At 64.8% G+C, this 24,852-nt stretch carries 26 protein-coding genes and 1 tRNA gene; 11 read left to right on the top strand and 16 right to left on the bottom strand.

Annotated elements, in window-relative coordinates; all coding sequences use genetic code 11:
* Positions 1-208 precede the first annotated feature (208 nt).
* The 7 genes from E8E91_RS16895 to panM all read right to left on the bottom strand — a co-directional run bounded on the left by E8E91_RS16895 (position 209) and on the right by panM (position 7,198).
* Positions 209-2,206, bottom strand: coding sequence for an EAL domain-containing protein (locus E8E91_RS16895; RefSeq protein WP_280377149.1), 1,998 nt, complete (start codon positions 2,204-2,206; stop codon positions 209-211).
* A 6-nt stretch (positions 2,207-2,212) separates the two neighbouring features.
* On the bottom strand, positions 2,213-2,764 hold the full coding sequence (locus E8E91_RS16900) for a heme NO-binding domain-containing protein (RefSeq protein ID WP_280377152.1): 552 nt from the start codon (positions 2,762-2,764) through the stop codon (positions 2,213-2,215).
* A gap of 163 nt (positions 2,765-2,927) precedes the next feature.
* A tRNA-Phe gene (locus E8E91_RS16905) sits at positions 2,928-3,003 on the bottom strand.
* 76 nt (positions 3,004-3,079) lie between these two features.
* Positions 3,080-3,352: an oxidative damage protection protein gene (locus tag E8E91_RS16910; RefSeq protein ID WP_190829488.1), complete on the bottom strand. Its 273-nt coding sequence runs from the start codon at positions 3,350-3,352 to the stop codon at positions 3,080-3,082.
* Entirely contained in the window at positions 3,349-4,416 is a 1,068-nt protein-coding gene (mutY, locus tag E8E91_RS16915) for an A/G-specific adenine glycosylase (protein ID WP_280377154.1), read from the bottom strand. The genes E8E91_RS16910 and mutY overlap by 4 nt, the downstream gene beginning before the upstream one ends.
* Positions 4,413-6,644 carry an AsmA family protein gene (locus E8E91_RS16920; RefSeq protein WP_280377156.1) on the bottom strand — a complete coding sequence of 744 codons (2,232 nt, stop codon included), beginning with the start codon at positions 6,642-6,644 and terminating at the stop codon, positions 4,413-4,415. The genes mutY and E8E91_RS16920 overlap by 4 nt, the downstream gene beginning before the upstream one ends.
* Before the next feature lie 155 nt (positions 6,645-6,799).
* Positions 6,800-7,198 carry an aspartate 1-decarboxylase autocleavage activator PanM gene (gene panM, locus E8E91_RS16925; RefSeq protein WP_280377159.1) on the bottom strand — a complete coding sequence of 133 codons (399 nt, stop codon included), beginning with the start codon at positions 7,196-7,198 and terminating at the stop codon, positions 6,800-6,802.
* A 129-nt stretch (positions 7,199-7,327) separates the two neighbouring features.
* On the opposite strand from panM, the gene hisB reads away from it, so the two are divergent.
* The 7 genes from hisB to E8E91_RS16960 all read left to right on the top strand — a co-directional run bounded on the left by hisB (position 7,328) and on the right by E8E91_RS16960 (position 12,220).
* On the top strand, positions 7,328-7,921 hold the full coding sequence (gene hisB, locus E8E91_RS16930) for an imidazoleglycerol-phosphate dehydratase HisB (protein WP_028629882.1): 594 nt from the start codon (positions 7,328-7,330) through the stop codon (positions 7,919-7,921).
* The gene (hisH, locus tag E8E91_RS16935; RefSeq protein WP_280377161.1) at positions 7,921-8,559 is read left to right on the top strand and encodes an imidazole glycerol phosphate synthase subunit HisH; all 639 of its coding nucleotides are present in this window, start codon (positions 7,921-7,923) and stop codon (positions 8,557-8,559) included. Before hisB ends, hisH begins: the two co-directional genes overlap by 1 nt.
* Before the next feature lie 4 nt (positions 8,560-8,563).
* Positions 8,564-8,821, top strand: coding sequence for a DUF2164 domain-containing protein (locus E8E91_RS16940; protein ID WP_190829498.1), 258 nt, complete (start codon positions 8,564-8,566; stop codon positions 8,819-8,821).
* Positions 8,822-8,861: 40 nt separating this feature from the next.
* The gene (hisA, locus tag E8E91_RS16945) at positions 8,862-9,599 is read left to right on the top strand and encodes a 1-(5-phosphoribosyl)-5-[(5-phosphoribosylamino)methylideneamino]imidazole-4-carboxamide isomerase (RefSeq protein WP_016495212.1); all 738 of its coding nucleotides are present in this window, start codon (positions 8,862-8,864) and stop codon (positions 9,597-9,599) included.
* Positions 9,600-9,643: 44 nt separating this feature from the next.
* Positions 9,644-10,414 (top strand): imidazole glycerol phosphate synthase subunit HisF, encoded by a 771-nt coding sequence (gene hisF / locus E8E91_RS16950; RefSeq protein ID WP_044873050.1) that lies wholly within the window; start codon positions 9,644-9,646, stop codon positions 10,412-10,414.
* Positions 10,415-10,549: 135 nt separating this feature from the next.
* The gene (locus E8E91_RS16955) at positions 10,550-11,305 is read left to right on the top strand and encodes an ABC transporter substrate-binding protein (protein ID WP_271469766.1); all 756 of its coding nucleotides are present in this window, start codon (positions 10,550-10,552) and stop codon (positions 11,303-11,305) included.
* Between the two features lie 159 nt (positions 11,306-11,464).
* Positions 11,465-12,220: an ABC transporter substrate-binding protein gene (locus tag E8E91_RS16960; RefSeq protein ID WP_280370182.1), complete on the top strand. Its 756-nt coding sequence runs from the start codon at positions 11,465-11,467 to the stop codon at positions 12,218-12,220.
* A 308-nt stretch (positions 12,221-12,528) separates the two neighbouring features.
* Here E8E91_RS16960 and E8E91_RS16965 read toward each other — a convergent pair whose 3' ends face one another.
* From E8E91_RS16965 to gpmI, 4 genes are all read right to left on the bottom strand, one after another.
* Positions 12,529-13,293 (bottom strand): divergent polysaccharide deacetylase family protein, encoded by a 765-nt coding sequence (locus E8E91_RS16965; RefSeq protein ID WP_280377163.1) that lies wholly within the window; start codon positions 13,291-13,293, stop codon positions 12,529-12,531.
* Positions 13,294-13,295: 2 nt separating this feature from the next.
* Positions 13,296-14,609, bottom strand: coding sequence for a S41 family peptidase (locus E8E91_RS16970; protein ID WP_280377165.1), 1,314 nt, complete (start codon positions 14,607-14,609; stop codon positions 13,296-13,298).
* Positions 14,610-14,640: 31 nt separating this feature from the next.
* A complete protein-coding gene (locus E8E91_RS16975) occupies positions 14,641-15,906 on the bottom strand; it encodes a murein hydrolase activator EnvC (protein ID WP_271469764.1) in 1,266 nt (421 codons plus the stop codon).
* Positions 15,907-16,056: 150 nt separating this feature from the next.
* Entirely contained in the window at positions 16,057-17,592 is a 1,536-nt protein-coding gene (gpmI, locus tag E8E91_RS16980) for a 2,3-bisphosphoglycerate-independent phosphoglycerate mutase (RefSeq protein ID WP_280377168.1), read from the bottom strand.
* Between the two features lie 167 nt (positions 17,593-17,759).
* Between gpmI and E8E91_RS16985 the strand changes: the two genes are divergently transcribed.
* The 3 genes from E8E91_RS16985 to secB are packed head-to-tail and all read left to right on the top strand — an operon-like array spanning position 17,760 to position 18,935.
* Positions 17,760-18,173 (top strand): rhodanese-like domain-containing protein, encoded by a 414-nt coding sequence (locus tag E8E91_RS16985; RefSeq protein WP_271469762.1) that lies wholly within the window; start codon positions 17,760-17,762, stop codon positions 18,171-18,173.
* Position 18,174: 1 nt separating this feature from the next.
* The gene (gene grxC, locus E8E91_RS16990) at positions 18,175-18,450 is read left to right on the top strand and encodes a glutaredoxin 3 (protein WP_271469761.1); all 276 of its coding nucleotides are present in this window, start codon (positions 18,175-18,177) and stop codon (positions 18,448-18,450) included.
* Positions 18,451-18,464: 14 nt separating this feature from the next.
* On the top strand, positions 18,465-18,935 hold the full coding sequence (secB, locus tag E8E91_RS16995) for a protein-export chaperone SecB (protein ID WP_151137988.1): 471 nt from the start codon (positions 18,465-18,467) through the stop codon (positions 18,933-18,935).
* A 128-nt stretch (positions 18,936-19,063) separates the two neighbouring features.
* On the opposite strand, the gene trmL is transcribed toward secB, so the two are convergent.
* The gene (gene trmL, locus E8E91_RS17000; RefSeq protein WP_190829514.1) at positions 19,064-19,525 is read right to left on the bottom strand and encodes a tRNA (uridine(34)/cytosine(34)/5-carboxymethylaminomethyluridine(34)-2'-O)-methyltransferase TrmL; all 462 of its coding nucleotides are present in this window, start codon (positions 19,523-19,525) and stop codon (positions 19,064-19,066) included.
* On the opposite strand from trmL, the gene E8E91_RS17005 reads away from it, so the two are divergent.
* Positions 19,524-19,964 (top strand): hypothetical protein, encoded by a 441-nt coding sequence (locus E8E91_RS17005; RefSeq protein ID WP_280377171.1) that lies wholly within the window; start codon positions 19,524-19,526, stop codon positions 19,962-19,964. The genes trmL and E8E91_RS17005 overlap by 2 nt on opposite strands.
* Before the next feature lie 828 nt (positions 19,965-20,792).
* Here the strand turns inward: E8E91_RS17005 and ntrC are convergent.
* From ntrC to E8E91_RS17025, 4 genes are all read right to left on the bottom strand, one after another.
* Positions 20,793-22,229, bottom strand: a complete 1,437-nt coding sequence (ntrC, locus tag E8E91_RS17010) for a nitrogen regulation protein NR(I) (RefSeq protein WP_280377172.1) — start codon at positions 22,227-22,229, stop codon at positions 20,793-20,795.
* Positions 22,226-23,311, bottom strand: a complete 1,086-nt coding sequence (gene glnL / locus E8E91_RS17015) for a nitrogen regulation protein NR(II) (RefSeq protein WP_280377175.1) — start codon at positions 23,309-23,311, stop codon at positions 22,226-22,228. Before glnL ends, ntrC begins: the two co-directional genes overlap by 4 nt.
* A 248-nt stretch (positions 23,312-23,559) precedes the next feature.
* A complete protein-coding gene (locus E8E91_RS17020; RefSeq protein ID WP_280377177.1) occupies positions 23,560-24,189 on the bottom strand; it encodes a DUF4124 domain-containing protein in 630 nt (209 codons plus the stop codon).
* A 3-nt stretch (positions 24,190-24,192) separates the two neighbouring features.
* On the bottom strand, positions 24,193-24,744 hold the full coding sequence (locus E8E91_RS17025) for a DUF4124 domain-containing protein (RefSeq protein WP_280377178.1): 552 nt from the start codon (positions 24,742-24,744) through the stop codon (positions 24,193-24,195).
* Between the last annotated feature and the right edge of the window lie 108 nt (positions 24,745-24,852).

The following is a 24,852-nucleotide window of genomic DNA, read 5'->3' on the forward strand; positions in this document are numbered from 1 at the left end:
ATTCCTTCTGCGCAGAAAGCTACAACCGCGCAAAGGAGCATTCGACAAGAACCCGTGGGTAGGTGGGCAGCGGTAGGCGAGGCCTATCTTTGTGCTGCGTCGCGAGCTTTGCCTCGGTCTGTCGCAGTGCGTGTGTCGTCGTCGTGCAAAGGTTAGTGGTGCAGTTGCGCAGGTGCGCGGAGTTTTGGTTCGACGGAGCTACTATCTCTTACTTGGTTATGACTGTGGAGGGCGAGTCCGGCGTGTCTTGGTCGGCCTGTCTCGGGCTTTGCTCCAGCAGCGCAATAAATGCAGAAGCGGGCAGCGGCCGGGCGAAGTAGTAGCCCTGGCCGAAATCGCAGTCCAGGGACTTGAGGATCTGCAGGTGCTGCTCCGTCTCGACTCCCTCCGCGACTGCCTCGATACCCAGGTTGCGCGCCAGGCTGAGGATGGTCTGGACGATCTGCAGGCCTTCCGGGCATTGGTCGAGTTGGGTCACGAAGGAGCGGTCGACTTTCAGCACGTCCAGGCGGAAGCGATGCAGGTAGCTGAGGGAGGAGTAGCCGGTGCCGAAATCATCGATGCTGATGCGTACGCCCAGGTCATGCAGCTGCTGGAGCACTGCGATGGTTCGTTCGGAGTCGGCCATGGAGACGCTCTCGGTGATCTCCAGGCGTACGCAAGCCGGAGGTATACCGGTTTCGACGATGATGGCGGCTACTTGTGAAACCAGGTCGTGCTGGGCGAACTGCCGGGCGGAAAGATTGATGCTCACCGTCAGCGGGGTAGGGCAGGGGTATTCCTCGTGCCAACACGCCATGCTGCGGCAGGCTTCGCGCAGCACCCACAGGCCGAGTGGCAGGATCAGGCCCGTGTCCTCGGCGACCTGGATGAAGTCGCCCGGGTAGACCAGCTCACCGCTCGGTTTCTGCCAGCGCACCAGGGCCTCGACGCCAGCGAGCCGCCCGCTGGCCAGATGCACGATCGGTTGGTAGTGGAGTACGAACTCGCCATTCTTCAGCGCATTGCGCAGCCGGGTTTCCAGGTTCAGGCGACCTACGGCCAGCTCATGCATGCTGTGGTCGAACAGCTCGAAGCGGTGCTTGCCGAGGGTCTTGGCGCGGTACATCGCGAGGTCCGCGTGGCGCAGGATTTCTTCGGCAGACTCATATCCCAGATCGCTCGAGGCGATGCCGATGCTGGCGCTGATGTAGAGCTGCTCGCCATTGACCAGGAAGGGCGGTTCCAGGGCATTCAGCAGTCGCTCGGCGACGCACGCTGGCGCCTCGGAGTTGCCGGTGCAATCCAGCAGGATGGTGAACTCATCGCCACCCATGCGCGCCAGGGTGTCGGTCTGGCGCAGACACATGCCAAGGCGCGTGGCGACCTGGACGATCAAGAGATCGCCGGCCAGGTGGCCGAGGCTGTCGTTGACCAGCTTGAAGCGGTCGAGGTCGATGAACAGCACCGCGAAGGCCGCCTCGCGATGCCGGTTGCAGCGGGCGACGGCGCGGGACAGGCGGTCGGCGAAGAGGGCGCGGTTGGGTAGGCCGGTGAGCGGGTCGTGGAAGGCGTCGACCAATTGCTCTTCCGCGCGCTTGCGTTCCACCACCCGGCCCATCTGCACGCCGATCTGCGCCATCAGGTTCAGCAGTTTGTCGTCGGGCTCCAACACGTTGTCGGCAAAGAACTCCAGCGCCCCTACCACTTCGCTGCCCACCAGCACCGGAAAGGCGGCAGCAGCCCTGAGTCCTGCCTGCCCGGCAGCGTCGATGCGGCAGAAGCTTGGAGTCTGGCTGATGTCGGGAATCCAGGCCGGGGCGCCGCTGGAAAGCACGCGGCCAGGCAGGCCCAAACCGGGCGGGAACTCCATGGCCTCGGTCACCTGGCGAAAGTCGCGGAAGCGCGGCTCGTCGGCGTAATGCCAGATGCTGGCCGAGCGCAGCTGTACCTCACCATCGATATGAGCTGTCAGGTAGGCATGGCCGATCAGCCAGCCGGTGTATTGGCAGACGCTGGACACTGTGAAGCTCAGGCCGTCGGCCACCGTTGCCGCACCGTTGGCAGCGTCAGCGATGGATTCCAGCAATTGCAGTTGCAGCTGCTTTTCATAGAGCTCGCGCAGGCCACGTTCGGCGATCTGCTCAGCCTCCAGGCGAGCCTGGTGTTCGCGTTGCAGGCGGCGGCGCAGCTTGTCGGCTTCCGGGTTGTGCGGTCCGCCGTCCATCTTCGATCAGCCCTGGCGTTTGCCGTGGAAAGTGATGCGGCAACGGCATTCCGCATCGCCCTTGTGCATGCAGGACAGGTGATCGACTCCCAGGGTTTCGCCAAAGTGCACCGCGGCGCCCTCGATGAACCCGTGGGCGAGGGCGCAGAGGCGGCGTGGCGAGCGGTAGGTCATCATCAGTGCACCGTCGGGTTCGTCGCGGAAGCCGAAGGTCGGGACATCCGCCCCCGGATAGATCATGCGGACTTCGGGATGGATGATCTGGTTGACGCTGAGGATGAAGGAGCGTGTCGAGTCGTGGGTGTCGAAGTAGGCTGGGTAGCGGATGGCCAGAGAAGGCATCGCCTCGCGGCCGAACCAGCGCAGCACCTCGAAGGGTGGCATGCCGAGCAATTCGGAAGCCGCCGCCACCAGGCGGAAGATGAACTCATCGGGATAGCTGCCGAGTGCGGTGTAAACGCCGTCGAGGCCGGAGCTTTCCAGCAGGGCGTCCCAGGAATCTTCTCCCTGGTGCCGGGTAACCACTTCTTCGAGCAGATTGAAGACGATTCCCTTCATGCCATCCCCCCGGGGTTTCCTCCGGCTGGACCCTCTTCGGGGTCGCCTTGAGGCGCTTCGCAGTGAGGTTAGCAGTGCAGTCGGTATCGTGCCCGGTGGGGAAATGATGGGGCGGAAAACAAAAAGCCCCAGCGCATGGCTGGGGCTCTTTGGATGGTATTAGTGGTGCCCAGGGACGGAATCGAACCGCCGACACGGGGATTTTCAATCCCCTGCTCTACCAACTGAGCTACCTGGGCAACGGGGCGCTATTAAACGGATTTGCCGGCACCTCGTCAACACCCTTTCGAAAAAATATTTAGTTTTTTCGGGCGCTTACGCGCTAGGGGGGACATAACCCTCGGCCTGGGCGTACTCCTCGCCCGAAAGGAACTTGTCCATTTCGGCCTGGAGGAACTTGCGGTCCTCGCCATTCATCATGTTCAGGCGACGTTCGTTGATCAGCATGGTCTGGTGGGCCTGCCACTCATCCCAGGCCTTCTTCGAGACGTTGTTGAAGATGTCCTCGCCCTTGGCGCCCGGATACGGCGGACGCTCCAGGCCCGGCAGTTCCTCTTTGTACTTGCGGCACATCACGGTGCGGGTCATCGCGGTTCTCCTGCATTCAATACGTCGGCCGCGCGCTTGAGCAGCTTTTTCACCGGGGCGGCGAGGCCCAGGCGCGGCGGGGTGGCGAGGTTATACCAGAGCCAGTCGCCCTCGGCCACGACGGGGGCGCTGCCTTCGACGGCCACCAGCCAGGGCACGATGGCCAGTTGGAAGTGGCTGAAGGTGTGGGTCAGCCCGGGTAGCTCTCGACGCTCACCCAGGTTTAGCGAATGCTGGCTGGCCAGCGAGGCGAGGGCATCCAGGTCGTCCAGTTCCGGCAGGCTCCAGAGACCGCCCCAAAGGCCGCTCGAAGGGCGGCGGTAGAGCAGGATGGCGCCGTCGCGGCTGGCCAGCAGCGGCATCAGGGTGCGCTTCTGCGGCAGCGCCTTGCGCGGCTTCGAGACGGGATAGGCTGTTTCCCGGCCCAGCGCGTGTGCGCGGCAGCCGCTCTGCAACGGGCACAGCAGGCAACTGGGCTTGCTGCGGGTGCAGAGAGTGGCGCCGAGATCCATCATCGCCTGGGTGTAGTTGTTCACCCGGACCTGAGGGGTGAAGCGCTCGGCTACTTCCCAGAGCTGCTTCGCTACCTTCGGCTCGCCCGGGTAACCCTCCTGGGCGACGTAGCGGGCCAGTACGCGCTTGACGTTGCCATCGAGGATGGGCGCGCGCAGTCCCATGGACAGGCTGGCGATCGCGCCGGCGGTGGAGCGTCCGATGCCCGGCAGCTCCGCCAACTTATCCACATCGCGGGGGAATTCGCCGCCGAACTCGGCGACGACTTTCTTCGCGGTCTTCTGCAGGTTGCGGGCGCGGGTGTAGTAACCGAGGCCGGTCCAGAGGTGCAGCACCTCGTCTTCCGGTGCCGCGGCCAGGGCCTGCACGGTGGGCAGGGCGTCCATGAAGCGGTCGAAGTAGCCCAGGACGGTGCTGACCTGTGTCTGCTGCAGCATGATTTCGGACACCCAGACGCGATAGGGGGTGATGCCCTGTTGCCAGGGCAGATCCTTGCGGCCGTGGCTGTCGTACCAGCCGAGTACGGCGCCGGAGAACTGCTCAGGGGTCATCGTTTGAACAGCCCCTTGAGTGCGTCCTTGAGTTCCGGGCTGACCTTGTCGCCGAGCTTCTCCTCGATCTTTTCGTTGAGCTTGTCGCCGGCCAGCTTGGCGGCGACCTTGCCCATGCCGTCCTTGTCCAGGCGGCAGGCCTTGGCCCCCAGTTCCAGCGGGCCGCGGCAACGCAGTGGCCACTCGAGACCGACGTAGCGCTCGTTGACCTGGCAGGCCGGGTCCGGCATCGCGCTCTTGTCGCCTTCGATGACCACGCCAATGCGGTAGTCCATGCCGAGCACACGAAGGTCGACGGCGCCATCGCCCTTGACGCTGAGGCCGGGAATGCTGGCGCGCATGTCGGGGTTGGTGGCTACGCCGTTATTGAAGGTGAGCGAGCCCTTGAGCTCCTGGAACGGTGTTTCGCTGCCGCCGCGGGTGCTGGAGAGCGACTTGCGGTTGAGGGTGGCGATGCCCTGGCAGAGCTGCTGTTCGAGGTTGGCGTCGAGCAGCGCACCATCGTTGAGGGCGAAGCTGGCGGTGCCGTTGAGGCCGTCGACCCAGGCCTTCTGGCTGTTGCCGCTGCTGGTGACGTCGGCGGTCATGTCCAGCAGGCCGCGCACCGGAGGCTTCTGCTCCTGGGCCTGGAGGAGTTTTTCCACCGGCACGTTGTTGATGCGCTTGTGCGCCTTGAGCAGCGGTACCGCCGGGCGAGCGTCGATCTGTGCATTGGCCTGGAAGCTGCCGCCGAACAATCCGCCGCGCAGGTCTTCCAGGGTCAGCAGGCCAGCCTTGCCATTGGCTTTGAGGCTGACGTCATCCATGGGCAGCTTGTCGACGGTGAACTGGCCGAAGTCCAGGGTGGCTTCCAGGTCGACCTTGCGCAGCTGGTCCACCGGCAGCACCGGGGTTTCGCTCCAGGCCGCCTGGGTCGGCGCGTTGGGCAACGGCGTGGTGCCCTGGGCCGCAGCGGCCACGGCAGGCTTCACTTCGGCCTGGCGGGCGGTCTGGGCTTCCTGCTTGGCCTTGGACTTGGGCGGCAGGTAGCGATCGAGGTCGAGTTTGTCGCCCTTGAGTTGCACCCGCACGGCCTTCTTGGCGAAGTCGGCCACGGCCAGGCGGCCGCTGAAGGTGCCGTCGTCGAGCTTGAGGTTCAGGCCTTCGAAGGCGAGGCTGTTGGCGCTGCCATTGAGCTTGGTGACCAGCTCGAACTTCTGCAGGGCGGTGGCGTCGCTCATGGGCGGCAGCTCGACGCCGACGCTGGTGAGGAATTCGCGCAGGTTGAGCGGGGCGATGGACAGGCCGCCTTCCAGGCGTGCGTCCTTGTCGAGGTTGTGCACTTTCAGTTCACCGAGCGCGCGCAGCTGGTTGCCGGAGAGCTTCAGGCTGTTCCATTCGGCGACGTTGGCGGCCAGGTCGGCCAGCAACTGGCCCTGGGCGTTGAAGGTCAGGGTCTTGCCCTTCAGGGGCTCACCCGAGGCTTCGCCGTTCAGCTTGAGGTCTTCCAGCTGGTAGCGCTTGAGGGCGCGCTCGAAGCGCAGGTTGGCGGTGAGGTCGGTCTTGGCGCGCAGTACCGGCTGGTTGGTGCCGAAGAAGGCGCTGAGCTTGAGCGGAATGCTGGCGCCTTCGCGGATGGCGCCGGTGGTCAGCTCGATGCCCTCGGCGGAAAACTGCTTGCCGCTCTTGGCATCGGTGTAATCGATACGGGCATTGCGCACGGTAAGGCTGTCGATATCCAGCTTGATCGGGCGTGCCGGTTCGTCGGCGGCGGGCGCCTGCTTGGCCTCTTCGGTCGGGGCTGGCGTCGTCGGCGTGCCGGTCTGGGCGGTTTCCGGGACCTTGGCCGGGCGACCGATGTCTTCCCAGTTGCCGTGGCCCTTGTCGTCGCGCTGCAGGTCGAGGTTGAGGCCTTCGACACGGATGTCGCTCATCTGCACTTCACGGCGCAGCAGCGGCAGGACGCGGACCGAAAGCCCGATCATGTCGAGGTTGGCGAAGGGTTTTGCCGGGGTGGCGGCGCTGGCCAGGGTTGCCTGGTGCAGTTCGAGGCCGAGCCAGGGGAACAGGCTCCAGCCGATATCGCCGTTGAGGGTCAGTTCGAGGTTGGCCTTGTCACGGGCCAGTTGCTGAATCTCGTCCTTGTAATCGTTCGGGTCGAACAGGTGGGTCAGGGCAAAGCCCGCCGCCACGATGATCAGCAACAGCCCGAGGAAGATGAGGCCCAGGATTTTGCCGAAGGCTTTCATTGGCCAGTCCTTGTGGTGGATCGCGTGAATTGAAGGTGCCGAGTATAGCGCCGGGCCATTACGGATGGAGGGCAGCGGCACGGGGTTCGTCCCCTTGTCAGGGACTTTGGATGGTGATTTCCGCTGTCGGTTCAGCGCACGGAATCATCGATGGATCAGAGGCTTTCCAGCGGCAGGTGCAGGCGCGCGGCAAAGGCCTGGCTTTCCAGGTGGTCCTTCGGCGCGGCCAGGTGCAGCGGCTTGCCCGCATCCCGCGCCAGGCGGGCCACTTCTTCCACCAGGCGGCGGCCGACGCCACGATGACGGGTCACCTTGCGAACGCAGAGGTGGGACAGCTGCCAGTGCTGCTCGCCGCGTACCACCAGGGCCGCGCCCAGCAGGCGATCGTTGAAGCGTCCCGCCACCAGCAGCCCGTCGGCCAGGCCGCGCTCCACCAGTTCCGCCGCATCTGCGTAGGGCAGCAGCAGCCAATCCGGGGCATCGGCGTAGATCTTCGCCAAATCGCCGCGATCCTGCTCGGAGGGGCTGTTCAGGGTCTCGACGATCACGGGCATGGCGGCTCCTGGAGGAGATTGCGGGTAGGGCCGGGCAGTGTAATCCCCGCCGACCGCCGTCGGTAGCGGCGCCAAGGGCCTGCGGCCTATAATGGCGCTCTTTTTCGTGAGCCTTTTGTGGAGCTGGTGATGGCCGAACGCACGGCATCCGTCGAACGCAATACCCTGGAAACCCAGATCAAGGTCTCGATCAACCTGGATGGTACTGGCAAGGCACGCTTCGATATCGGCGTGCCTTTCCTCGAGCACATGCTCGACCAGATCGCCCGCCACGGCCTGATCGACCTGGACATCGAGTGCAAGGGCGATCTGCATATCGACGATCACCACACCGTGGAAGACGTCGGTATCACCCTCGGCCAGGCCTTCACGCAGGCCATCGGCGACAAGAAGGGCATCGTCCGTTACGGCCATTCCTACGTGCCGCTGGATGAAGCCCTGTCCCGCGTGGTCATCGATTTCTCCGGCCGCCCCGGTCTGCAGATGCACGTGCCGTTCACTCGCGCCGTGGTCGGTGGCTTCGACGTCGACCTGTTCCAGGAATTCTTCCAGGGCTTCGTCAACCACGCCCTGGTGAGCCTGCACATCGACAACCTGCGTGGCCACAACACCCACCACCAGATTGAAACCGTGTTCAAGGCCTTTGGCCGCGCCCTGCGCATGGCCGTTGAGCGTGATCCGCGCATGGCTGGCCAGATGCCCTCCACCAAGGGCGTGCTCTGATGCAGACGGTTGCAGTCATCGATTACGGCATGGGCAACCTGCACTCGGTTGCCAAGGCCCTTGAACACGTTGGCGCCGGCCGCGTCCTGGTCAGCAGTGACGCCAATGTGATCCGCGAAGCCGACCGGGTGGTGTTCCCCGGCGTCGGCGCGATCCGCGATTGCATGGCCGAGATCCGCCGCCTGGGCTTCGACAGTCTGGTGCGCGAAGTCAGCCAGGACCGCCCCTTCCTCGGTATCTGCGTCGGCATGCAAGCCCTGCTGGAGCGCAGCGAGGAGAATGACGGCGTCGATTGCATCGGCCTGTTCCCCGGCCAGGTGCGCTTCTTCGGCAAGAACCTCGTGGAAGATGGCGAGCACCTGAAGGTGCCGCACATGGGCTGGAACGAGGTGGAGCAGGGCGTCGCCCATCCGCTTTGGCACAACATCCCCGACCGGGCGCGCTTCTACTTCGTGCACAGCTATTACATCGAGGCTGGCAATCCGCAGCAGGTAGTCGGTCGCGGCCATTACGGCAAGGACTTCGCCGCTGCGCTGGCCGACGGTTCGCGCTTCGCTGTGCAGTTCCACCCGGAAAAGAGCCACACCCACGGCCTGCAGCTGCTGCAGAACTTCGCCGCCTGGGACGGGCGCTGGTAAGCCCATGAGCCGCGCGAAGAAGGCTCCGAGTTTACAGCTCGACGCCGCCCAGACCCAGGACGCGGTGCTGGCGATCAAGCGTTTCATGGCTGATCGTTTCGAGCTGGAGCTGGGTTCCTTCGAGGCCGAGGAAGTGCTCGACTTCTTCGCCCGGGAATTCGCGCCGCATTTCTACAACAAGGCGATCTTCGATGTGCAGGCGCACCTGAAAGACAGGTTCGAAAGCATCGAGAGCGACTTGTGGGCGCTCGAGAAAGACTGAGCGCCGAGCCGAATCCACTGACTTCTTACAGGTTGAACCGATGCTGATTATCCCCGCTATCGATCTGAAGGACGGCGCCTGCGTGCGTCTGCGCCAGGGCCGCATGGAAGACTCCACCGTGTTCTCCGACGACCCGGTGAGCATGGCCGCCAAATGGGTGGAAGGTGGTTGCCGCCGTCTGCACCTGGTGGACCTCAACGGCGCCTTCGAAGGCAAACCGGTGAACGGCGAGGTGGTCACCGCCATCGCCAAGCGCTACCCGAACCTGCCGATCCAGATTGGTGGCGGCATCCGCTCCCTGGAAACCATCGAGCACTACGTGAAGGCCGGCGTCAGCTACGTGATCATCGGCACCAAGGCGGTGAAGGAGCCTGAATTCGTCACCGAGGCCTGCAAGGCCTTCCCGGGCAAGGTCATCGTTGGCCTGGATGCCAAGGACGGATTCGTCGCCACCGACGGCTGGGCCGAAGTGAGCAGCGTGCAGGCCGTTGACCTGGCCCGCCGCTTCGAGGCCGACGGCGTGTCCGCCATCGTCTACACCGACATCGCCAAGGACGGGATGATGCAGGGCTGCAACGTCGAAGCCACCGCCGCCCTGGCCGCCGCCAGCCGCATTCCGGTGATCGCTTCCGGCGGTATCCACAACCTGGGTGACATCGAGAAGCTGCTGGCCGCCAAGGCCCCCGGCATCATCGGCGCCATCACCGGCCGCGCCATCTACGAAGGCACCCTGGACGTCGCCGAGGCCCAGGCCTTCTGCGACAGCTACAAGGGTTAATCGACGGCAAACGGTGCGCGCGGCGCACCCTACGGGACACTGTTATGGCTCTCGCAAAACGCATCATCCCCTGCCTCGACGTGGACAACGGCCGCGTGGTCAAGGGCGTCAAGTTCGAGAACATCCGCGACGCCGGTGACCCGGTGGAAATCGCGCGTCGCTACGATGAGCAGGGCGCCGACGAGATCACCTTCCTCGACATCACTGCCAGCGTCGACGGTCGCGACACCACCCTGCACACCGTGGAACGCATGGCCAGCCAGGTGTTCATCCCGCTGACCGTGGGCGGTGGCGTGCGCACCGTGCAGGACATCCGCAACCTGCTCAATGCTGGTGCCGACAAGGTGTCGATCAACACCGCCGCAGTGTTCACGCCGGAGTTCGTCGGCGAAGCCGCGGCGCGTTTCGGCTCCCAGTGCATCGTGGTCGCCATCGACGCCAAGAAGGTGTCCGGCCCCGGGGAAACACCGCGCTGGGAAATTTTCACCCACGGTGGGCGCAAACCCACCGGCCTCGATGCCGTGGCCTGGGCGAAGAAGATGGAAGACCTGGGTGCCGGTGAGATTCTGCTCACCAGCATGGACCAGGACGGCGTGAAGAGCGGCTACGACCTCGGCGTCACTCGCGCCATCAGCGAAACCGTCGGAATTCCGGTGATCGCCTCCGGTGGCGTCGGCAATCTCGAGCACCTGGCGGCCGGCATCCTCGAAGGCAAGGCCGACGCCGTTCTCGCAGCGAGCATCTTCCACTTCGGCGAATACACCGTGCCTGAGGCCAAGGCCTATCTCGCCAGCCGCGGAATCCTCGTGCGCTGAGCACGAATCTTGCCTAGCATTCGCCCAGGCTGCACACGTGACGGACTTCGCAGCCTGGGCTGCTGATGCCCGAGCCTCGCTCCCGCGAGGTTAAGCTCAGCGCATTTCCCATCTCTCCTGGAAGGTTAATCGCCTATGTCGAAACGCCTGCTGCTGGCGTTGGCCGGTACCCTGATGGTGCTTGCCGGTGCCGCCCGCGCCGAAGTGGATGAGAACTACAGCGTCGTTCTCCTGACCGAAAACTTCCCGCCCTACAACATGTCGATCAATGGGAAGAACTTCGCCCAGGAAGACAACATCGACGGTATCGCCGTCGACATCGTGCGCGAGATGTTCAAGCGCGCCGGGGTCAAGTACAGCCTGACCCTGCGCTTCCCCTGGGACCGCATCTACAAGCTGGCGCTGGAAAAGCCGGGCTATGGCGTCTTCGTCACCGCTCGTTTGCCCGAGCGCGAACAGTCCTTCAAGTGGGTTGGCCCGATCGGTCCGGATGACTGGATCATGCTGGCCCGCGCCGACAGCCAGATCGCCCTCGGCAGCCTGGAAGACGCGCGCAAGTACAAGGTCGGTGCCTACAAGGGCGACGCGATCGCCGAGTACCTTGCCCAGCAGAAGCTCGAGCCCGTCACCGCCCTGCGCGACCAGGAGAACGCGAAGAAGCTGGAGAAGGGCCAGATCGATCTCTGGGCTACCGGCGACCCCGCCGGCCGTTACCTGGCCAAGCAGGAAGGTGTGGGCGGCCTGAAAACCGTATTGCGCTTCAACCAGGCCGAGCTGTTCCTGGCGCTGAACAAGGAGGTCCCCGACGAAGTGGTGAAGAAGCTGCAGGGCGCGCTGGACCAGATGCGCTCCGAGGGCTTCGTCGACGAGATCCTCAACAGCTACCTGTAACGGGTAGCGCATCAAAAGTAGTTAAAGACTCCAGCGACCGGCCACAAGCCGGTCGCTTGCCAAGGAAGGCAGGACGGGTCGAGTCGTACGTCCGTGGGTGGGGAGCCCACGCAAGGAAGCCGCTTAGCCACAACCACAAATCAAGCGAGCGGTATGACAATGCAGAAGTTGATCCAACGCGCCCTGACCCTGGGCCTGATGTTCCTCGCCTTCACGGCGCGTGCCGAATTGCCGGCGGACTACAAGGTGGTGTTGCTCACCGAGAACTTCCCGCCGTTCAACATGGCGGTGGACGACAAGAACTTCGCCCGTGACGACGGAATCGACGGCATCAGCACCGATATCGTCCGCGAGATGTTCAAGCGTGCCGGCATCAACTACAGCCTGACCCTGCGTTTCCCCTGGGACCGCCTCTATCGCCTCACCCTCGACAAGCCCAGCTACGGCCTGTTCTCCACCACCTTCACCGCCGAGCGCCAACCGCTGTTCAAGTGGGTCGGCCCCATCGCCAAGACCGAGTGGGTGCTGCTCGCCGCGCCGGGCAACAACCTGAGCGTCAAGGACCTCAAGAGCGCGTCCCAGTACCGCATCGGCGCCTACAAGAACGACGCCGTGAGCCAGCACCTGGAAAGCCAGGGCATGGCGCCGCAGAACGCCCTGCGTGACCAGGAAAACGTGAAGAAGCTGCTCAAGGGCCAGATCGACCTCTGGGCCACTACCGATCCGGTGGGCCGCTACCTGGCCAAGCAGGAAGGCGTGACCGGCCTGCAGACCGTGCTGCGCTTCAACAGCGCCGAGCTCTACCTGGCGTTCAACAAGGACACCCCGGACGAGGTCATCGAGCGTCTGCAGAAGGCCCTCGACCAGATGCGCAGCGATGGGTACGTCGACGAGATCACCCAGAACTACCTGTAACTGGAAGGGCGCGTAGGTTGCGGTAGAGCGAAGCGAAGCCCAACGTTTCAAGCGGCCTCATGTTGGGCTTCGCAGGCTCAGACCAGCGTGGCCCGCACCAACCTACGGCAGGACTTCGTCCTGCTTCGCGAATAAATTCGCTCCCACAGGGTAGGTGCTCATCTTGTGGGAGCGAATTCATTCGCGATGCTTTTCTGTAGGGGCGATTTCAATCGCCAAGGGCAGCGCAGCTGCCCCATGAGGGCTTGCAGGGCAGACCTGCGGCCTGCTTGGCGAATGAATTCGCCCCTACAGGCATCTTTCGCGACTCAGCGGTAAATCCCCGCCTTGCCATGGGCCGCCATGGCCCGGTTGCCGCGCAAGGCGATCAGCATTTCCACGTCGATCAGCTCGAAGCCCTGCTGCTTCAGGCGCGGGAGCTCGCGTTCGAGCAGCTCCAGGGTTGCCGGGTGCGGGTGGCCGATCATCAGTGCCGAGCCCTGCTTGCGGGCGAGCTTGAGGGCGGCGTCGAACTGGGCGGCCACGGCCGCTGGGCTCTGGTCGTCGTCAAGGAAGATGTCCCGCGAGAGGCTGGCCAGCCCGGCTTTCTGCGCTTCCGCGGCGGCGACGGTGGAAGCGCTGGTGCGGCTGTCGATGAAGAAACGGTGATCCTGCTGCAGGCGCTGCATCAGCCAGGCCATGGCTGGGCGCTGCTCGGTCATGCGGCTGCCCATGTGGTTGTTCAGACCACGCGCGTAGGGCACCTGGTGCAGGGCGGCGTCGAGGCGCCTTTCAAGTTCGGCGGTGGCTAGCCCGGGGTGCCAGGCGTAGGGGCCGTTGGCCGGGTCCATGGGCAGATGCAGCATCACCGTCTTGCCGGCGGCGTGGGCGGCTTCGGCCAGTTCGCGGGAGTGCGGGGTATCCGGAAGGATGGACAGCGCCACCGGGCCGGGGAGGGCGAGGACACGGCGATCGCGGGCGGGATTCTGGCCCAGGTCGTCGATCACCAGGGCCAGGCGGGCCGGTGGCGCGGCCCAGGCGCTGGCTGCCGTCGCGCTCAGGCAGAGCGCCAGCAGCCAGGCCTTCCAACTCATCCTCAGTTCTCGCGGGTGACGTTCAGGCCTTTCAGCAGGTTGAGGGCCTGGCTCAGCTGGAAGTCGTCATCCTGCGGGCGCGGTTCTGCGGACTTCTTGCTCGCGCTCGGACGGTCGGCGCCGCCGTTACCGTTGCCGAGGTGACCGGCGAGGTCGGCTTCCTTGAAGGTTTCGCCGTCCTGCTCACGAGTGACCTTGGCGCGCGCCACCTCGATGTCCGGAACGATGCCCTGGGCCTGGATCGAACGGCCATTGGGGGTGTAGTAGAGCGCGGTGGTCAGCTTCAGGGCGCGGTCGTTGTTCAGCGGCAGCACGGTCTGCACGGAACCCTTGCCGAAGCTGTCGGTGCCCATCAGCACGCCGCGCTTGTGATCCTGCAGGGCGCCAGCGACGATCTCGGCCGCCGAAGCGCTGCCGCCGTTGATCAGCACCACCAGCGGCACGCCTTCACTGGCATCGGCCGGGTCGGCGGAGAAGCGCAGCTCGGAATTGGCGATGCGGCCCTTGGTGTAGACGATCAGACCTTTCTTCAGGAAGTGGTCGGAAACCTCCACCGCCGACTGCAGCACGCCGCCGGGGTTGTTGCGCAGGTCGAGCACCAGGCCGGAGAGGCGACCATTGTTGTCCTTGCGCAGCTTGGCCAGGGCCTTGCCGACTTCTTCGCCGGTGTTGACCTGGAACTGGGTGATGCGCACGTAGCCATAGCCCTTCTCGAGGATCTGGCTCTTCACGCTCTTGACCTTGATCGCCGCGCGAACCAGTTCGACGTCGAACGGCTGGCCGCCGTCGCGCACCAGGGTCAGGGTGATCTTGCTGCCGGCCTTGCCGCGCATCTTGTCCACCGCATCCATCAGCGAAATGCCCTTGGTGGGCTGGCCGTCGATCTTGACGATCAGGTCGCCGGGCTGGATGCCGGCCTTGGAGGCCGGAGTGTCGTCGATGGGGGAAACCACCTTGATGAAGCCGTCTTCGGCACCGACTTCGATGCCGAGGCCACCGAACTCGCCGCTGGTGCTTTCCTGCAGCTCCTGGAAGTCTTCCGGCTCCAGGTAGGCAGAGTGCGGGTCGAGGTTGCTGAGCATGCCCTTGATGGCGTTTTCCAGCAGGGTCTTGTCGTCGACCGGCTCGACGTAGGCGGATTTGATGCGATCCAGCACCTCGGCGAAGGTACGCAGCTCATCCAGCGGCAGCGGCGCCTTGCCGCTCACCGCCGTGGCGGGGAGGGTTGCCGGCTCCTCGGCGGCCAGCAGCTGCGGGGCGCCGTTGAGCAGCGCCAGTGCCATGGCCAGGGAAGTGAGGCGGGACAGATGCGGCATGCGAACTAACTCCTGCTAGATGAGGTGGCGCCTATCCTTGCGCGCGGCACCATTGTGCCGGGTCGGTGGGTCGGCCCTGCTGGCGAATGGCGAAATACAGTGCGGGCGTGTCCTGCCCGCCGCTGTTGCCGACGGTGGCGATGGATTCGCCTGCTTTCACGATATCGCCGGCATTTTTCAAAAGGCGCTGATTGTGCCCATAAAGGCTCAGAAAGCCGTTGCCATGGTCGAGAATGACCAGAAGCCCGGCGCCGCGCAACCAGTCAGCGAAAACCACGCGGCCACCATGCACGGCGCGGACGGAGCTGCCTTCGGCGGCGCCGATCAGCACGCCATCCCATTTGGCGCGGGAGTCGCCGCCACGGGCCGAGCCGAAGCGAGCCACCACGCGACCGTCCACCGGCCAGGGCAGCTGGCCACGGGCCTTGGCGAAGGGGCCGCCGAAATTACCGCCGGCGCTGGACACCATCGGGCCATTGGCGGGCCGCGCGGGGCTGCCGGCCGGGAGTTCGCGCAGCTGCCGCTGCTGCTCGGCGAGGGCGCGCTTGCGGGCTTCCTCGGCTTCCCGGGCCTCGCGCTCCTGGCGCGCCAGGGTTTCTTCGATGGTCTTCAGCACCTTGCCCAGTTCGGCCTGCTCCTGCTGGCGGGCCTTGAGCTTCTTGTCGCGGTCACTGAAGTCCTGATTGAGCTTGGCCAGGGCCTGCTGGCGCTCCTTGCGCGCAGTTGCCAACTGCTCGCGGCGGCCTTCCAGAGCAGCCTTCTGCTCGTTGAGCTGGTCCTGCTGGGCAGTGATTTCCTGCTCGACGTTGGCCAACTGGCGCAGGGTCTCGTTGAACGCCGTGAGCTGCTCCAGGCGGGCCTGGCTCAGGTAATCGTAGTAGGTGAGGGTGCGGGCGAACTTCTCGGGGTGCTGCTGGTTGAGCAGCAACTTGACGTATTCCTGCTGCCCGCTCTGATAGGCGGCGCGAGCCTGGATGCCGATCAGGCGTTGCTGTTCAGCGCGTGCGTCCTGGAGTTTTTTTTTCTCCCCATCCAGGCGCTGGATCTCGCCTTCGCTGTTCTTGAGCTCCTGCTGCAGGTCCTTGACCTGCTGCTCAAGGTTGCCCATCTCGGTTTCGGTCTTCTTCAGGTCGGCCTGAACACCGGACTTCTCTTGCTGCAGCTGCTTCAGGAGTTTCTTCAACTCGCCAACGTCCTTGGCGGCCTGGTCCAGCTGCTGCTGGGTTTCGGCGCGCTGGTCGGCCATGACCGGGGTCATCAGGCTGGCGAGGATAACGAGGGCGAGGGTGCGAAACATGGGGCGTGGGGCACCAGGGGGGAGGACCGGCCTAGTATGCCCGTGGTGCCGGGCAAAAAAAACGCCCGGAACCAGGGGTTCGGGGCGTTTCCTGATGAGGCGCGCAGATTTTCCGCGCTCGGGCCGCGCCGTGGCGGCGGCCCGGGTCGATCATTGCAGCTCGACGATGGTCTTGCCGGTCATCTCGGCCGGCACCGGCAGGCCCATCAGGGTCAGCAGGGTCGGAGCCACGTCGGCCAGCACGCCGCCTTCGCGGATCTTCGCCGGGCGCTTGCCTACATAGATGAAGGGCACCGGCTCGCAGGTGTGGGCGGTGTGCGCCTGGCCGGTCATTTCGTCTTCCATCTGCTCGACGTTGCCGTGGTCGGCGGTGATCAGCGCTTCGCCGCCCACCTTGTCCAGGGCTTCGACGATGCGGCCAACGCAGCCGTCCAGGCATTCCACGGCCTTGACCGCGGCGTCGAACACGCCGGTGTGGCCGACCATGTCGCCGTTGGCGTAGTTCACCACGATCACGTCGTAGCGCTGGTTCTCGATGGCGTCGACGATCTTGTCGGTCACCTCGGGGGCGCTCATTTCCGGCTGCAGGTCATAGGTGGCGACCTTGGGCGACGGGATCAGGATGCGTTCTTCGCCTTCGAAAGGCTCTTCGCGGCCGCCGGAGAAGAAGAAGGTCACGTGGGCGTACTTCTCGGTCTCGGCGATGCGCAGCTGGGTCTTGCCGTTCTTGGCCAGGTATTCGCCCAGCACGTTGTCCAGGGACTCGGGCTTGAACGCGCTGGGGGCGGGGATGCTTGCCGCGTACTGGGTCAGCATCACGTAGCCGGCGAGCTTCAGCTCGCGCTGGTGCGGGAATTCCTTGAAGCCCGGCTCGACGAAGGCGCGCGACAGCTCGCGGGCGCGGTCGGCGCGGAAGTTCATGAAGATCACGGCGTCGCCATCTTCCACCTTCACGGCATCGCCGATACGGGTGGCCTTGACGAACTCGTCGCTCTCGTCGCGCTCGTAGGCGGCAGCCAGACCTTCTACGGCGGTGGCGGCAGTGAATTCGGCCTTACCTTCGGTGATCAGGTTATAGGCAGCTTCCACGCGGTCCCAGCGGTTGTCGCGGTCCATGGCGAAGTAGCGGCCGATCAGGCTGGCGATGCGGCCCTTGCCGAGGCGGGCAAAAGCTTCGTCCAGCAGCTTGATGGAGGACTCGGCGCTTTTGGGCGGGGTGTCGCGGCCGTCGAGGAAGGCGTGCAGGTAGATCTTCTCGGCGCCGCGCTGGGCAGCCAGTTCAGCCATGGCGACCAGGTGGTCCTGGTGGCTGTGCACGCCGCCGTCGGAGAGCAGGCCCATGAAGTGCACGGCCTTGCCGGCGGCCACGGCCTTGTCCACGGCGGTGGTGATTTCCGGGTTGGTGAAGAAATCACCGTCGCGGATCGCCTTGGTCACGCGGGTGAAGTCCTGGTACACCACGCGACCTGCACCCAGGTTCATGTGGCCGACTTCGGAGTTGCCCATCTGGCCGTCCGGCAGGCCGACGTCCATGCCGCTGCCCGAAATCAGGCCGTGGGGCTGGGTGGCGCGCAGGCGGTCGTAGACCGGGGTGCTGGCGGCGTAGATGGCGTTGTATTCGGGGCTGTCACTGTGACCGAAACCGTCCAGGATGATCAGGACCAGGGGTTTGGGCGTGGCTGTCATAGTGTCCGACTCGTCTGCGGCAATGGGTGGAAAGTTGCGGGCAAGGCCCCGGAAAAAAGACGCGGCATTCTACGGTCTGGTTCCGTCGGCGTCACCGCTGGACGGGGTTTGGCCGACCTGTGGGGCTGTGTATACTGGCCGGCATTTTACCGTCCCGGAAGCCGACGATGCTCGCTAAGCTGATTGAATTTGCCACTAACCACTATGTACTGAGTGGATCGTTCGTGGTGCTGCTGGCCCTGCTGCTGGCCCATGAACTGCGCCGCAGTGGCCGCGCCATTTCCACCCGCGAGCTGACCACCATGGTCAACGGCGGCCAGGCCGTGATCCTGGACGTGCGCGCCACCAAGGACTTTTCCGGCGGCCATATCGTCGACGCCCTGAATATCCCCTACGAGAAGCTCGCCAGCCGCATCGCCGAGCTGGAGAAGCACAAGGACAAGGCCATCATCGTGGTCGACTCCATGGGCCAGCATGCAGGCACCGTCTGCCGTGACCTGCAGAAAGCCGGCTTCAACGCGCTCAAGCTGTCCGGTGGTATCGGCACCTGGCGTGGCGACAACCTGCCGCTGGTGAAGTGAGATGGCCGATATCGTCGTCTATTCGAGCGCCTGGTGCCCCTACTGCATCCGTGCCAAGCACCTGCTGGACAGCAAGGGTGTGCGCTACGAAGAAATCAGCGTCGATGGCAACCCCGCAATTCGCGCCGAGATGACCCGCAAGGCCGGGCGCACCTCGGTGCCGCAGATCTGGATCGGCCAGACCCACGTGGGCGGCTGTGACGACCTGTACGCTCTGGAACGCGCCGGCAAGCTCGACGCGCTGCTCCAGGCCAGCCCGCAAACGGAAACGCACTAGAACAAGGCAGAACCATGACCGAACAAGCAAGCAACGGCGAAAACCAGAATCCCCAGTTCTCCCTGCAGCGCATCTACGTGCGCGACCTGTCCTTCGAAGCGCCGAAGAGCCCGGAGATCTTCCGTCAGGAGTGGGCCCCGAGCGTTTCCCTGGACCTGAACACCCGCCAGAAGCAGCTGGACGGCGACTTCCACGAAGTGGTGCTGACCCTGTCCGTGACCGTGAAAAACGGTGAAGAGACCGCTTTCATCGCTGAAGTGCAGCAGGCCGGTATCTTCCTGATCAAGGGCCTGGATGCGGCTTCCATGAGCCACACCCTGGGTGCCTTCTGCCCGAACATCCTGTTCCCCTACGCCCGCGAAACCCTGGACAGCCTGGTTGTCCGTGGCTCCTTCCCGGCGCTGATGCTCTCCCCGGTCAACTTCGACGCCCTGTACGCCCAGGAACTGGCGCGTTTGCAGGCTGCCGGCGAAGCCCAGGCCTGAGTTATCCGGCCTCACGAAAAAAGCGCCCTGCGGGGCGCTTTTTTGTTGGTCGAAAATGCACCTTGTGGGAGCGAATTCATTCGCGAATGAATTCGCTCCCACAAAAGAGCTGCTGTGGAACGAGAGACTCAGTCCAGGCTGAAATCATGCTGCCGCCAGGCCTCGTAAACCGCCACGGCCACGGTGTTGGAGAGGTTCAGACTGCGGCAGTTGGGACGCATCGGCAGGCGCAGGCGCTGCTCGGGCGGCAGGCTCTCGCGCACTTCCTGGGGCAGGCCACGGCTTTCCGGACCGAAGAGGAAGGCATCGCCCTTCTCGAAGGCCACTTCATGGAACAGCTTGGTGCCCTTGGTGGTAAAGGCGAAGACCCGGGGATGGCCCAGGGCTTCCAGGCAGCTTTCCAGGTCGCTGTAGCGCTTGAGGGTGGCGTACTCGTGGTAGTCCAGCCCGGCCCGTCGCAAACGCTTGTCGTCCAGTTCGAATCCGAGGGGTTCGATGAGATGAAGGTGGCAGCCAGAATTGGCGCACAGCCTGATAATGTTGCCGGTATTCGGCGGAATTTCCGGTTGAAACAGGATGACGTGAAACATGGGTGGCCCCGAGCCCGAAGACGGGCGGCATTCTACTCCCGATGATGATCCGCGACCGAGCCTGTGGCCGCGCTTTTTGTTCTCCCTTGCGCTATTCGGCCTGCTGGTGGGAATGATGCTCGGCCGCCTGACGACGCCCGAGCCCGTGCATCTGGAGCAGATCGAGGTGCGCGAGGATGGCCTTGCACTCTGGTTCGACCAGGAGCCCGAGGTGCGTGCGGAAGAGCTGGAAGGTGCCTACGCGTTGATGCTCGGCGCGGAAGGTCAGTCCGCTCGGGGGCAATTGACCCTCGGCACTGCACCTGTGAGCTGGAAGGTGTTGCGCTCGACCCACGGCGTGATGGTGCGGTTCGTCGCAGCGCGGCCCCTGCACGGTGAATGGCACGGTGCCGCGGCGGATGGGCGCTGGCGGCTGAAAGTCAGCCTGCGCGCCGAATAAGAAAGGGGATTCCCCGGCCTGCCTGTACCAAGGCCCCCTGAAGGGTGGTCGTCCGCCGTGACGGATGACGCGGTTCTGCACTGGGCCCCGCGCGGAGCCCGGCGGCTGGAAGCCAGCGCGCCTGTGGATAAAAGAGGGGATTCCCCGGCCTGCCTGTACCAAGGCCCCCTGAAGGGTGGTCGCCCGCCGTGGCGGATGACGCGGTTCTGCATGGGCCCCTCGTGGAGCCCGGCGGCTGGAAGCCAGCACGCCTGTGAATAAAAGAGGGGATCCCCGGCCTGCCTGTACCAAGGCCCCCTGAAACCTGGTCGCCCGTGGGCGACGCTGTCCTGCATGCGGCTCTTCTGGAGCCGTGGCGGCTGGAGGTCAGCCTGCCTGTCATAAGAGCGGGGATTCCCTGGCCTGCCTGTACCAGGGCCCCCGAAACCACTGTTAACTGGACTATTGCAGGGGGCGTGCCAATTTTTCCCAGGACACCTGTTCAGGTTCCTTCGATCGCCTGGAGGCCGCGTGGGCTGTGGCTTTGAAGGAGAAAGCGCGTTGTTGTAGAGGGCGCCAGCGGCAGGATTTCAGCGTCGCGAGTGCCTGGGAGCGGAGCACTTTTTTGAGGCGTCAGCGTGATTCGGGCACCAGGGATGGTCCTTTTGCAGAGGGACCGAGCGCGTGACAAATGGAGGACGCCGGGATTTCGGAAGAACCAGATGATTCACACGGCAAAGGTGCAGAGGGAGTGCGAGTGCAGCGGCGATAGCCGCCGGTGTGCTGGATGAATCACGAGTCGTGGGGCTGAAACGGGGAGGGCGGGGCATTGCACCCCGCCCCCAGGCATCAGGCTTCGTCGCCGTCGTCCTCGTCGCCGCCATCCACCTTCATGCCCAGTTCCTTGATCTTCCGGGTCAGGGTGTTGCGGCCCCAGCCCAGCAGCACGGCTGCATCCCGGCGGCGGCCGGCGGTGTGCTTGAGGGCGGTTTCGATCATGATCCGCTCGAAGGCCGGCACGGCGGTGTCGAGCAGCCCCGACTGGCCGCGTGCCAGCGACTGGTCGGCCCACTGGCGCAGGGCCTGTTCCCAGTTGGTCACCGGGGCGGCGTCCTGGGGCTGGGTGAGCAGCTCCGGCGGCAGGTCGTCGACGTGCACTTCACGTCCCGAGGCCATCACCGTTATCCAGCGGCAGGTGTTTTCCAGCTGGCGCACGTTGCCCGGCCAGGGCAGGTGCTTGAGATAGTCCTCGGTCTCGCCTTTCAGCAGCTTGGGCTCCACCGCCAGTTCCTGGGCGGCGCGGGCGAGGAAGTGCCGGGCCAGTGTCGGCACGTCTTCGCGGCGGTCGGCCAGGCGCGGGATGTGGATGCGGATGACGTTGAGGCGGTGGAACAGGTCTTCGCGGAACTTGCCGGCTTGTACCAGGTTTTCCAGGTTCTGGTGGGTGGCGGCGATGATGCGTACGTCCACCTTCACCGGCGTGTGGCCGCCGACACGGTAGAACTCGCCATCGGCCAGTACCCGCAGCAGGCGGGTCTGGGTGTCCGCCGGCATGTCGCCGATCTCGTCGAGGAACAGAGTGCCGCCGTCAGCCTGCTCGAAACGGCCGCGACGCTGATTGGCCGCGCCGGTGAAGGCGCCTTTCTCATGACCGAACAGCTCGGACTCCATCAGGTCCTTCGGAATCGCCGCCATGTTCAGGGCGATGAACGGGGACGCGGCGCGTGGGCTGTGGCGGTGCAGTGCGTGGGCGACCAGTTCCTTGCCGGTACCGGATTCGCCGTTGATCAGCACGGTGATGTTGGAGTGGCTGAGACGGCCGATGGCGCGGAAGACCTCCTGCATGGCCGGCGCTTCGCCGATGATCTCGGGGGTGCGTGCCTGGCTAGCCGGGGCTTCCAGGCCTTGTTGCTCCTGGGCGTGCTGGTAGGCGCGCTTGACCAGGGAGACCGCCTCGTCGACGTCGAAGGGCTTGGGCAGGTACTCGAAGGCGCCGCCCTGGTACGAGGCGACCGCGCTGTCCAGGTCGGAGTGGGCGGTCATGATGATCACCGGCAGGCGCGGGTGCAGGTCGCGGATCTGCGCCAGCAGGTCGAGGCCACTGGCGCCCGGCATGCGGATGTCCGAGATGATCACGTCCGGCTGCTGCCGGGTCAGCCGCCCGAGCAGGCTGTCGGCACTCTCGAAGCTCTGCGTGTTCATGCCTTCCTGCTGCAGGGCCTTTTCCAGGACCCAGCGGATGGAACGGTCGTCGTCGACGATCCAGACGGTTTCACTACGGCTCATGACGAAGAGGCTCCTTGTTCCAGCGGCAGGAAGATCGAGAAGACGGTATGGCCGGGATGGCTCTCGCACTCGATCAGGCCCTGATGCTGACTGATGATGTTCTGGGCGATGGCCAGCCCCAGCCCGGTACCGTCCGGACGGCCGCTGACCATGGGATAGAAGATGGTTTCCTGGAGCTCGGCCGGGATGCCCGGGCCGTTGTCGATGATTTCCACCTTGGTCACCAGGCGATGGCGTGTATGCCCGATGGTGAATTGGCGCAGGGTGCGCGTGCGCAGGGTGATGCGACCCAGGCGCAGGTCGTTCTGCCCGGCAAGGGCCTGCATGGCGTTGCGCACGATATTGAGCACTGCCTGGATCATCTGCTCCTTATCGATGAACAGGTCAGGGATGCTCGGGTCGTAGTCGCGCACCAGATTGAGGCCGCCCTGGCTTTCCGCTTCCACCAGGCTGCAGACCCGCTCCAGCACTTCGTGGACGTTGGTCATGGCCAGCGACGGCAGCTTGTTCGAGCCGAGCATGCGGTCCACCAGGTTCCGCAGGCGGTCGGCCTCTTCGATGATGACGTTGGTGTAGTCCTTCAGGGACTCTTCCGGCAGTTCGCGGGAGAGCAGCTGGGCGGCCCCACGGATGCCGCCGAGCGGGTTCTTGATCTCGTGGGCCAGGCCGCGCACCAGCAGTTTGGTGGTTTCCTGCTTGGACAGCTGTGCCTCTTCCTTGGTGATCCGCAGCAGGCGGTCACGGGGATGGACCTCCAGCAGCAGCAGGGTTTCGCCGCGATTGAGCACGGGGGTCACCGCGTAATCCACTGTCAGGGTCTGGCCGGACAGCGAGGTGACCATGGCTTCGCGCTTGGTGAAGGGGTGCGCCTGCTCCACCGCCTGGCGCAGGGAGGCGAGGGCCTCGGGCGACTCGGTGAACAGCTCGCTGATGAACTGGCCATGGCTGCGCTGGCCACTGACGGCCAGGAGCATTTCTGCCGCCGGGTTCATGTACTCGAGCCGCAGGTCGGCATTGAGCAGGATCACCGCAGTGGTCAGGTTGTCGAGCAACAGTCGGTGCAGGGCGTCGTTGATGGTCATGGCTTCGGCGCTCGTGGCGATGACAAGAAAATGCAAGAAGCAAACCAAAGCCCTGAAAAGGCGCGGGAAAACAGGGTTTCCGCTGGCCGAGGGCGCTTTTCAGAGCAGATAGTTCGGCGCAGGACGAACCAAAATGGGGAGAGTATAGAAAGCGGTGCAGCGACTTGCACCGAAATGGTGCGTATTGAGCGGATGGTCGGGCCGGCGGAGCGGAATGTCATCCCGCTCTGCCGGCCGTCGGGGAGGAATCAGATGAACGGCAGGATGGCGATGTCGTCGTCATCCTCGTCCTTGGGTTTGTCCTTCAGCGGGCATTCGGGGCGCACGCCGTAGTCGTCCTTCTTGCACGGGCGGGCCAGGCGTTTCTGCGACAGCGACATGCGCACGATATGCACCGGCTGGCCGGGAGTGCGCTCTACCACGCGGCCCTGCTCGTCGACGATTTCCACTGCCAACTGATGGGTGCCGCGATCCAGGTTTTCCAGCGGGAACACCGGGCTGCGTCCCGGTACGCCTACGGGCTGGCCGTCCAGCAGCAGTCGATAGTTGTGGTTGCCGCGCAGGCCGGGCTCGCTCATGGCGCTGACGATCAGGTTGCCTTCGCCGTCGCGGATGGTGGCGTCGGGCTCGGGCACCAGAATCCGCAGCACCTGGTAGCCCTGCTCGCGGGGAATGGGCTTGGGGTAGAGCGGCGGTGGCTGGATATCCCTTGGCGCGTTCATTTCATTGGGCGCCGGGGCGATTTCCAGGCGCTTGGCGTTGCCCGGTTTGGGCTGGTCGGTGAAGACGCGGTTACCTTCTTCATCGATGTAGGTGTAGACCTCGGCCAGCACGGGCTGGCCAAGGAGCAGGAGGGCGAGGAGCAGGAAACGGATCATCGGTCAGTTGCTGGGCCGTGGCGTGGGGGGTGGTGGGCGCAGCGCCGGGCTGCTGGTGTTGACCCGCTGGATGGTAAAGGTAACGGGTGCGCTGCTCTGCACCACGGTGGTGCCGGCAAGGACATCGACCACCAGGCTGTGCTCGCCACGGTCGGCGTTCACCACCTGCAGGCGCGGCACGTTGGCCGCTTGACCATAAGGCTCGCCGTCCAGACGCAGGCGCAGGCTGTGGCCGGGCTTCAGGCGCGGCTCCAGGCGCACGCCGACACTGAAAGTGCCGTTGTTGGCGCGCATGGCTTCCTCGTCGGGGATACCGGTCAGCTCCACCACCTGGTAGGACGCCACTTGCTCGACGCTGGCCTCCGTGTCGGCCGGCTGGCTCGGCGGCTGCGCCTGGATAGCGTTGGTCGGCGGCAGCTCCACCGTCTCGCTGGCGGTGCCGTCCGGGGGTTGGTTGGTGAACACCGTGTTGCCGTTGGCGTCGGTGTACTTGTAGATCTGTGCGGCGGCCGGCAGGGCGGCGGCAAGCAGCAGGCAACTGATGATGAGGCGCATGAGGGCGGTCTCCGGAAACCCATGCCAAGCCTTGCACCCGGATGGCGGGCTGGCAAGTGAGGCATTGTGCGACAGCGTCGGTATGGCCGGTGTGCGGTGCAACACGTT

It is taken from the genome of Pseudomonas sp. BN515 (assembly GCF_029873155.1).
Lineage (GTDB): Bacteria > Pseudomonadota > Gammaproteobacteria > Pseudomonadales > Pseudomonadaceae > Metapseudomonas.

What these genes read in the sequence shown, in the direction of transcription:
- E8E91_RS16895 (WP_280377149.1), bottom strand. Translation starts at nt 2,206, where the DNA reads ATGGACGGCGGACCGCACAACCCGGAAGCCGACAAGCTGCGCCGCCGC.
- E8E91_RS16900 (WP_280377152.1), bottom strand. Translation starts at nt 2,764, where the DNA reads ATGAAGGGAATCGTCTTCAATCTGCTCGAAGAAGTGGTTACCCGGCAC.
- E8E91_RS16910 (WP_190829488.1), bottom strand. Translation starts at nt 3,352, where the DNA reads ATGACCCGCACCGTGATGTGCCGCAAGTACAAAGAGGAACTGCCGGGC.
- mutY (WP_280377154.1), bottom strand. Translation starts at nt 4,416, where the DNA reads ATGACCCCTGAGCAGTTCTCCGGCGCCGTACTCGGCTGGTACGACAGC.
- E8E91_RS16920 (WP_280377156.1), bottom strand. Translation starts at nt 6,644, where the DNA reads ATGAAAGCCTTCGGCAAAATCCTGGGCCTCATCTTCCTCGGGCTGTTG.
- panM (WP_280377159.1), bottom strand. Translation starts at nt 7,198, where the DNA reads ATGCCCGTGATCGTCGAGACCCTGAACAGCCCCTCCGAGCAGGATCGC.
- hisB (WP_028629882.1), top strand. Translation starts at nt 7,328, where the DNA reads ATGGCCGAACGCACGGCATCCGTCGAACGCAATACCCTGGAAACCCAG.
- hisH (WP_280377161.1), top strand. Translation starts at nt 7,921, where the DNA reads ATGCAGACGGTTGCAGTCATCGATTACGGCATGGGCAACCTGCACTCG.
- E8E91_RS16940 (WP_190829498.1), top strand. Translation starts at nt 8,564, where the DNA reads ATGAGCCGCGCGAAGAAGGCTCCGAGTTTACAGCTCGACGCCGCCCAG.
- hisA (WP_016495212.1), top strand. Translation starts at nt 8,862, where the DNA reads ATGCTGATTATCCCCGCTATCGATCTGAAGGACGGCGCCTGCGTGCGT.
- hisF (WP_044873050.1), top strand. Translation starts at nt 9,644, where the DNA reads ATGGCTCTCGCAAAACGCATCATCCCCTGCCTCGACGTGGACAACGGC.
- E8E91_RS16955 (WP_271469766.1), top strand. Translation starts at nt 10,550, where the DNA reads ATGTCGAAACGCCTGCTGCTGGCGTTGGCCGGTACCCTGATGGTGCTT.
- E8E91_RS16960 (WP_280370182.1), top strand. Translation starts at nt 11,465, where the DNA reads ATGCAGAAGTTGATCCAACGCGCCCTGACCCTGGGCCTGATGTTCCTC.
- E8E91_RS16965 (WP_280377163.1), bottom strand. Translation starts at nt 13,293, where the DNA reads ATGAGTTGGAAGGCCTGGCTGCTGGCGCTCTGCCTGAGCGCGACGGCA.
- E8E91_RS16970 (WP_280377165.1), bottom strand. Translation starts at nt 14,609, where the DNA reads ATGCCGCATCTGTCCCGCCTCACTTCCCTGGCCATGGCACTGGCGCTG.
- E8E91_RS16975 (WP_271469764.1), bottom strand. Translation starts at nt 15,906, where the DNA reads ATGTTTCGCACCCTCGCCCTCGTTATCCTCGCCAGCCTGATGACCCCG.
- gpmI (WP_280377168.1), bottom strand. Translation starts at nt 17,592, where the DNA reads ATGACAGCCACGCCCAAACCCCTGGTCCTGATCATCCTGGACGGTTTC.
- E8E91_RS16985 (WP_271469762.1), top strand. Translation starts at nt 17,760, where the DNA reads ATGCTCGCTAAGCTGATTGAATTTGCCACTAACCACTATGTACTGAGT.
- grxC (WP_271469761.1), top strand. Translation starts at nt 18,175, where the DNA reads ATGGCCGATATCGTCGTCTATTCGAGCGCCTGGTGCCCCTACTGCATC.
- secB (WP_151137988.1), top strand. Translation starts at nt 18,465, where the DNA reads ATGACCGAACAAGCAAGCAACGGCGAAAACCAGAATCCCCAGTTCTCC.
- E8E91_RS17005 (WP_280377171.1), top strand. Translation starts at nt 19,524, where the DNA reads ATGGGTGGCCCCGAGCCCGAAGACGGGCGGCATTCTACTCCCGATGAT.
- trmL (WP_190829514.1), bottom strand. Translation starts at nt 19,525, where the DNA reads ATGTTTCACGTCATCCTGTTTCAACCGGAAATTCCGCCGAATACCGGC.
- ntrC (WP_280377172.1), bottom strand. Translation starts at nt 22,229, where the DNA reads ATGAGCCGTAGTGAAACCGTCTGGATCGTCGACGACGACCGTTCCATC.
- glnL (WP_280377175.1), bottom strand. Translation starts at nt 23,311, where the DNA reads ATGACCATCAACGACGCCCTGCACCGACTGTTGCTCGACAACCTGACC.
- E8E91_RS17020 (WP_280377177.1), bottom strand. Translation starts at nt 24,189, where the DNA reads ATGATCCGTTTCCTGCTCCTCGCCCTCCTGCTCCTTGGCCAGCCCGTG.
- E8E91_RS17025 (WP_280377178.1), bottom strand. Translation starts at nt 24,744, where the DNA reads ATGCGCCTCATCATCAGTTGCCTGCTGCTTGCCGCCGCCCTGCCGGCC.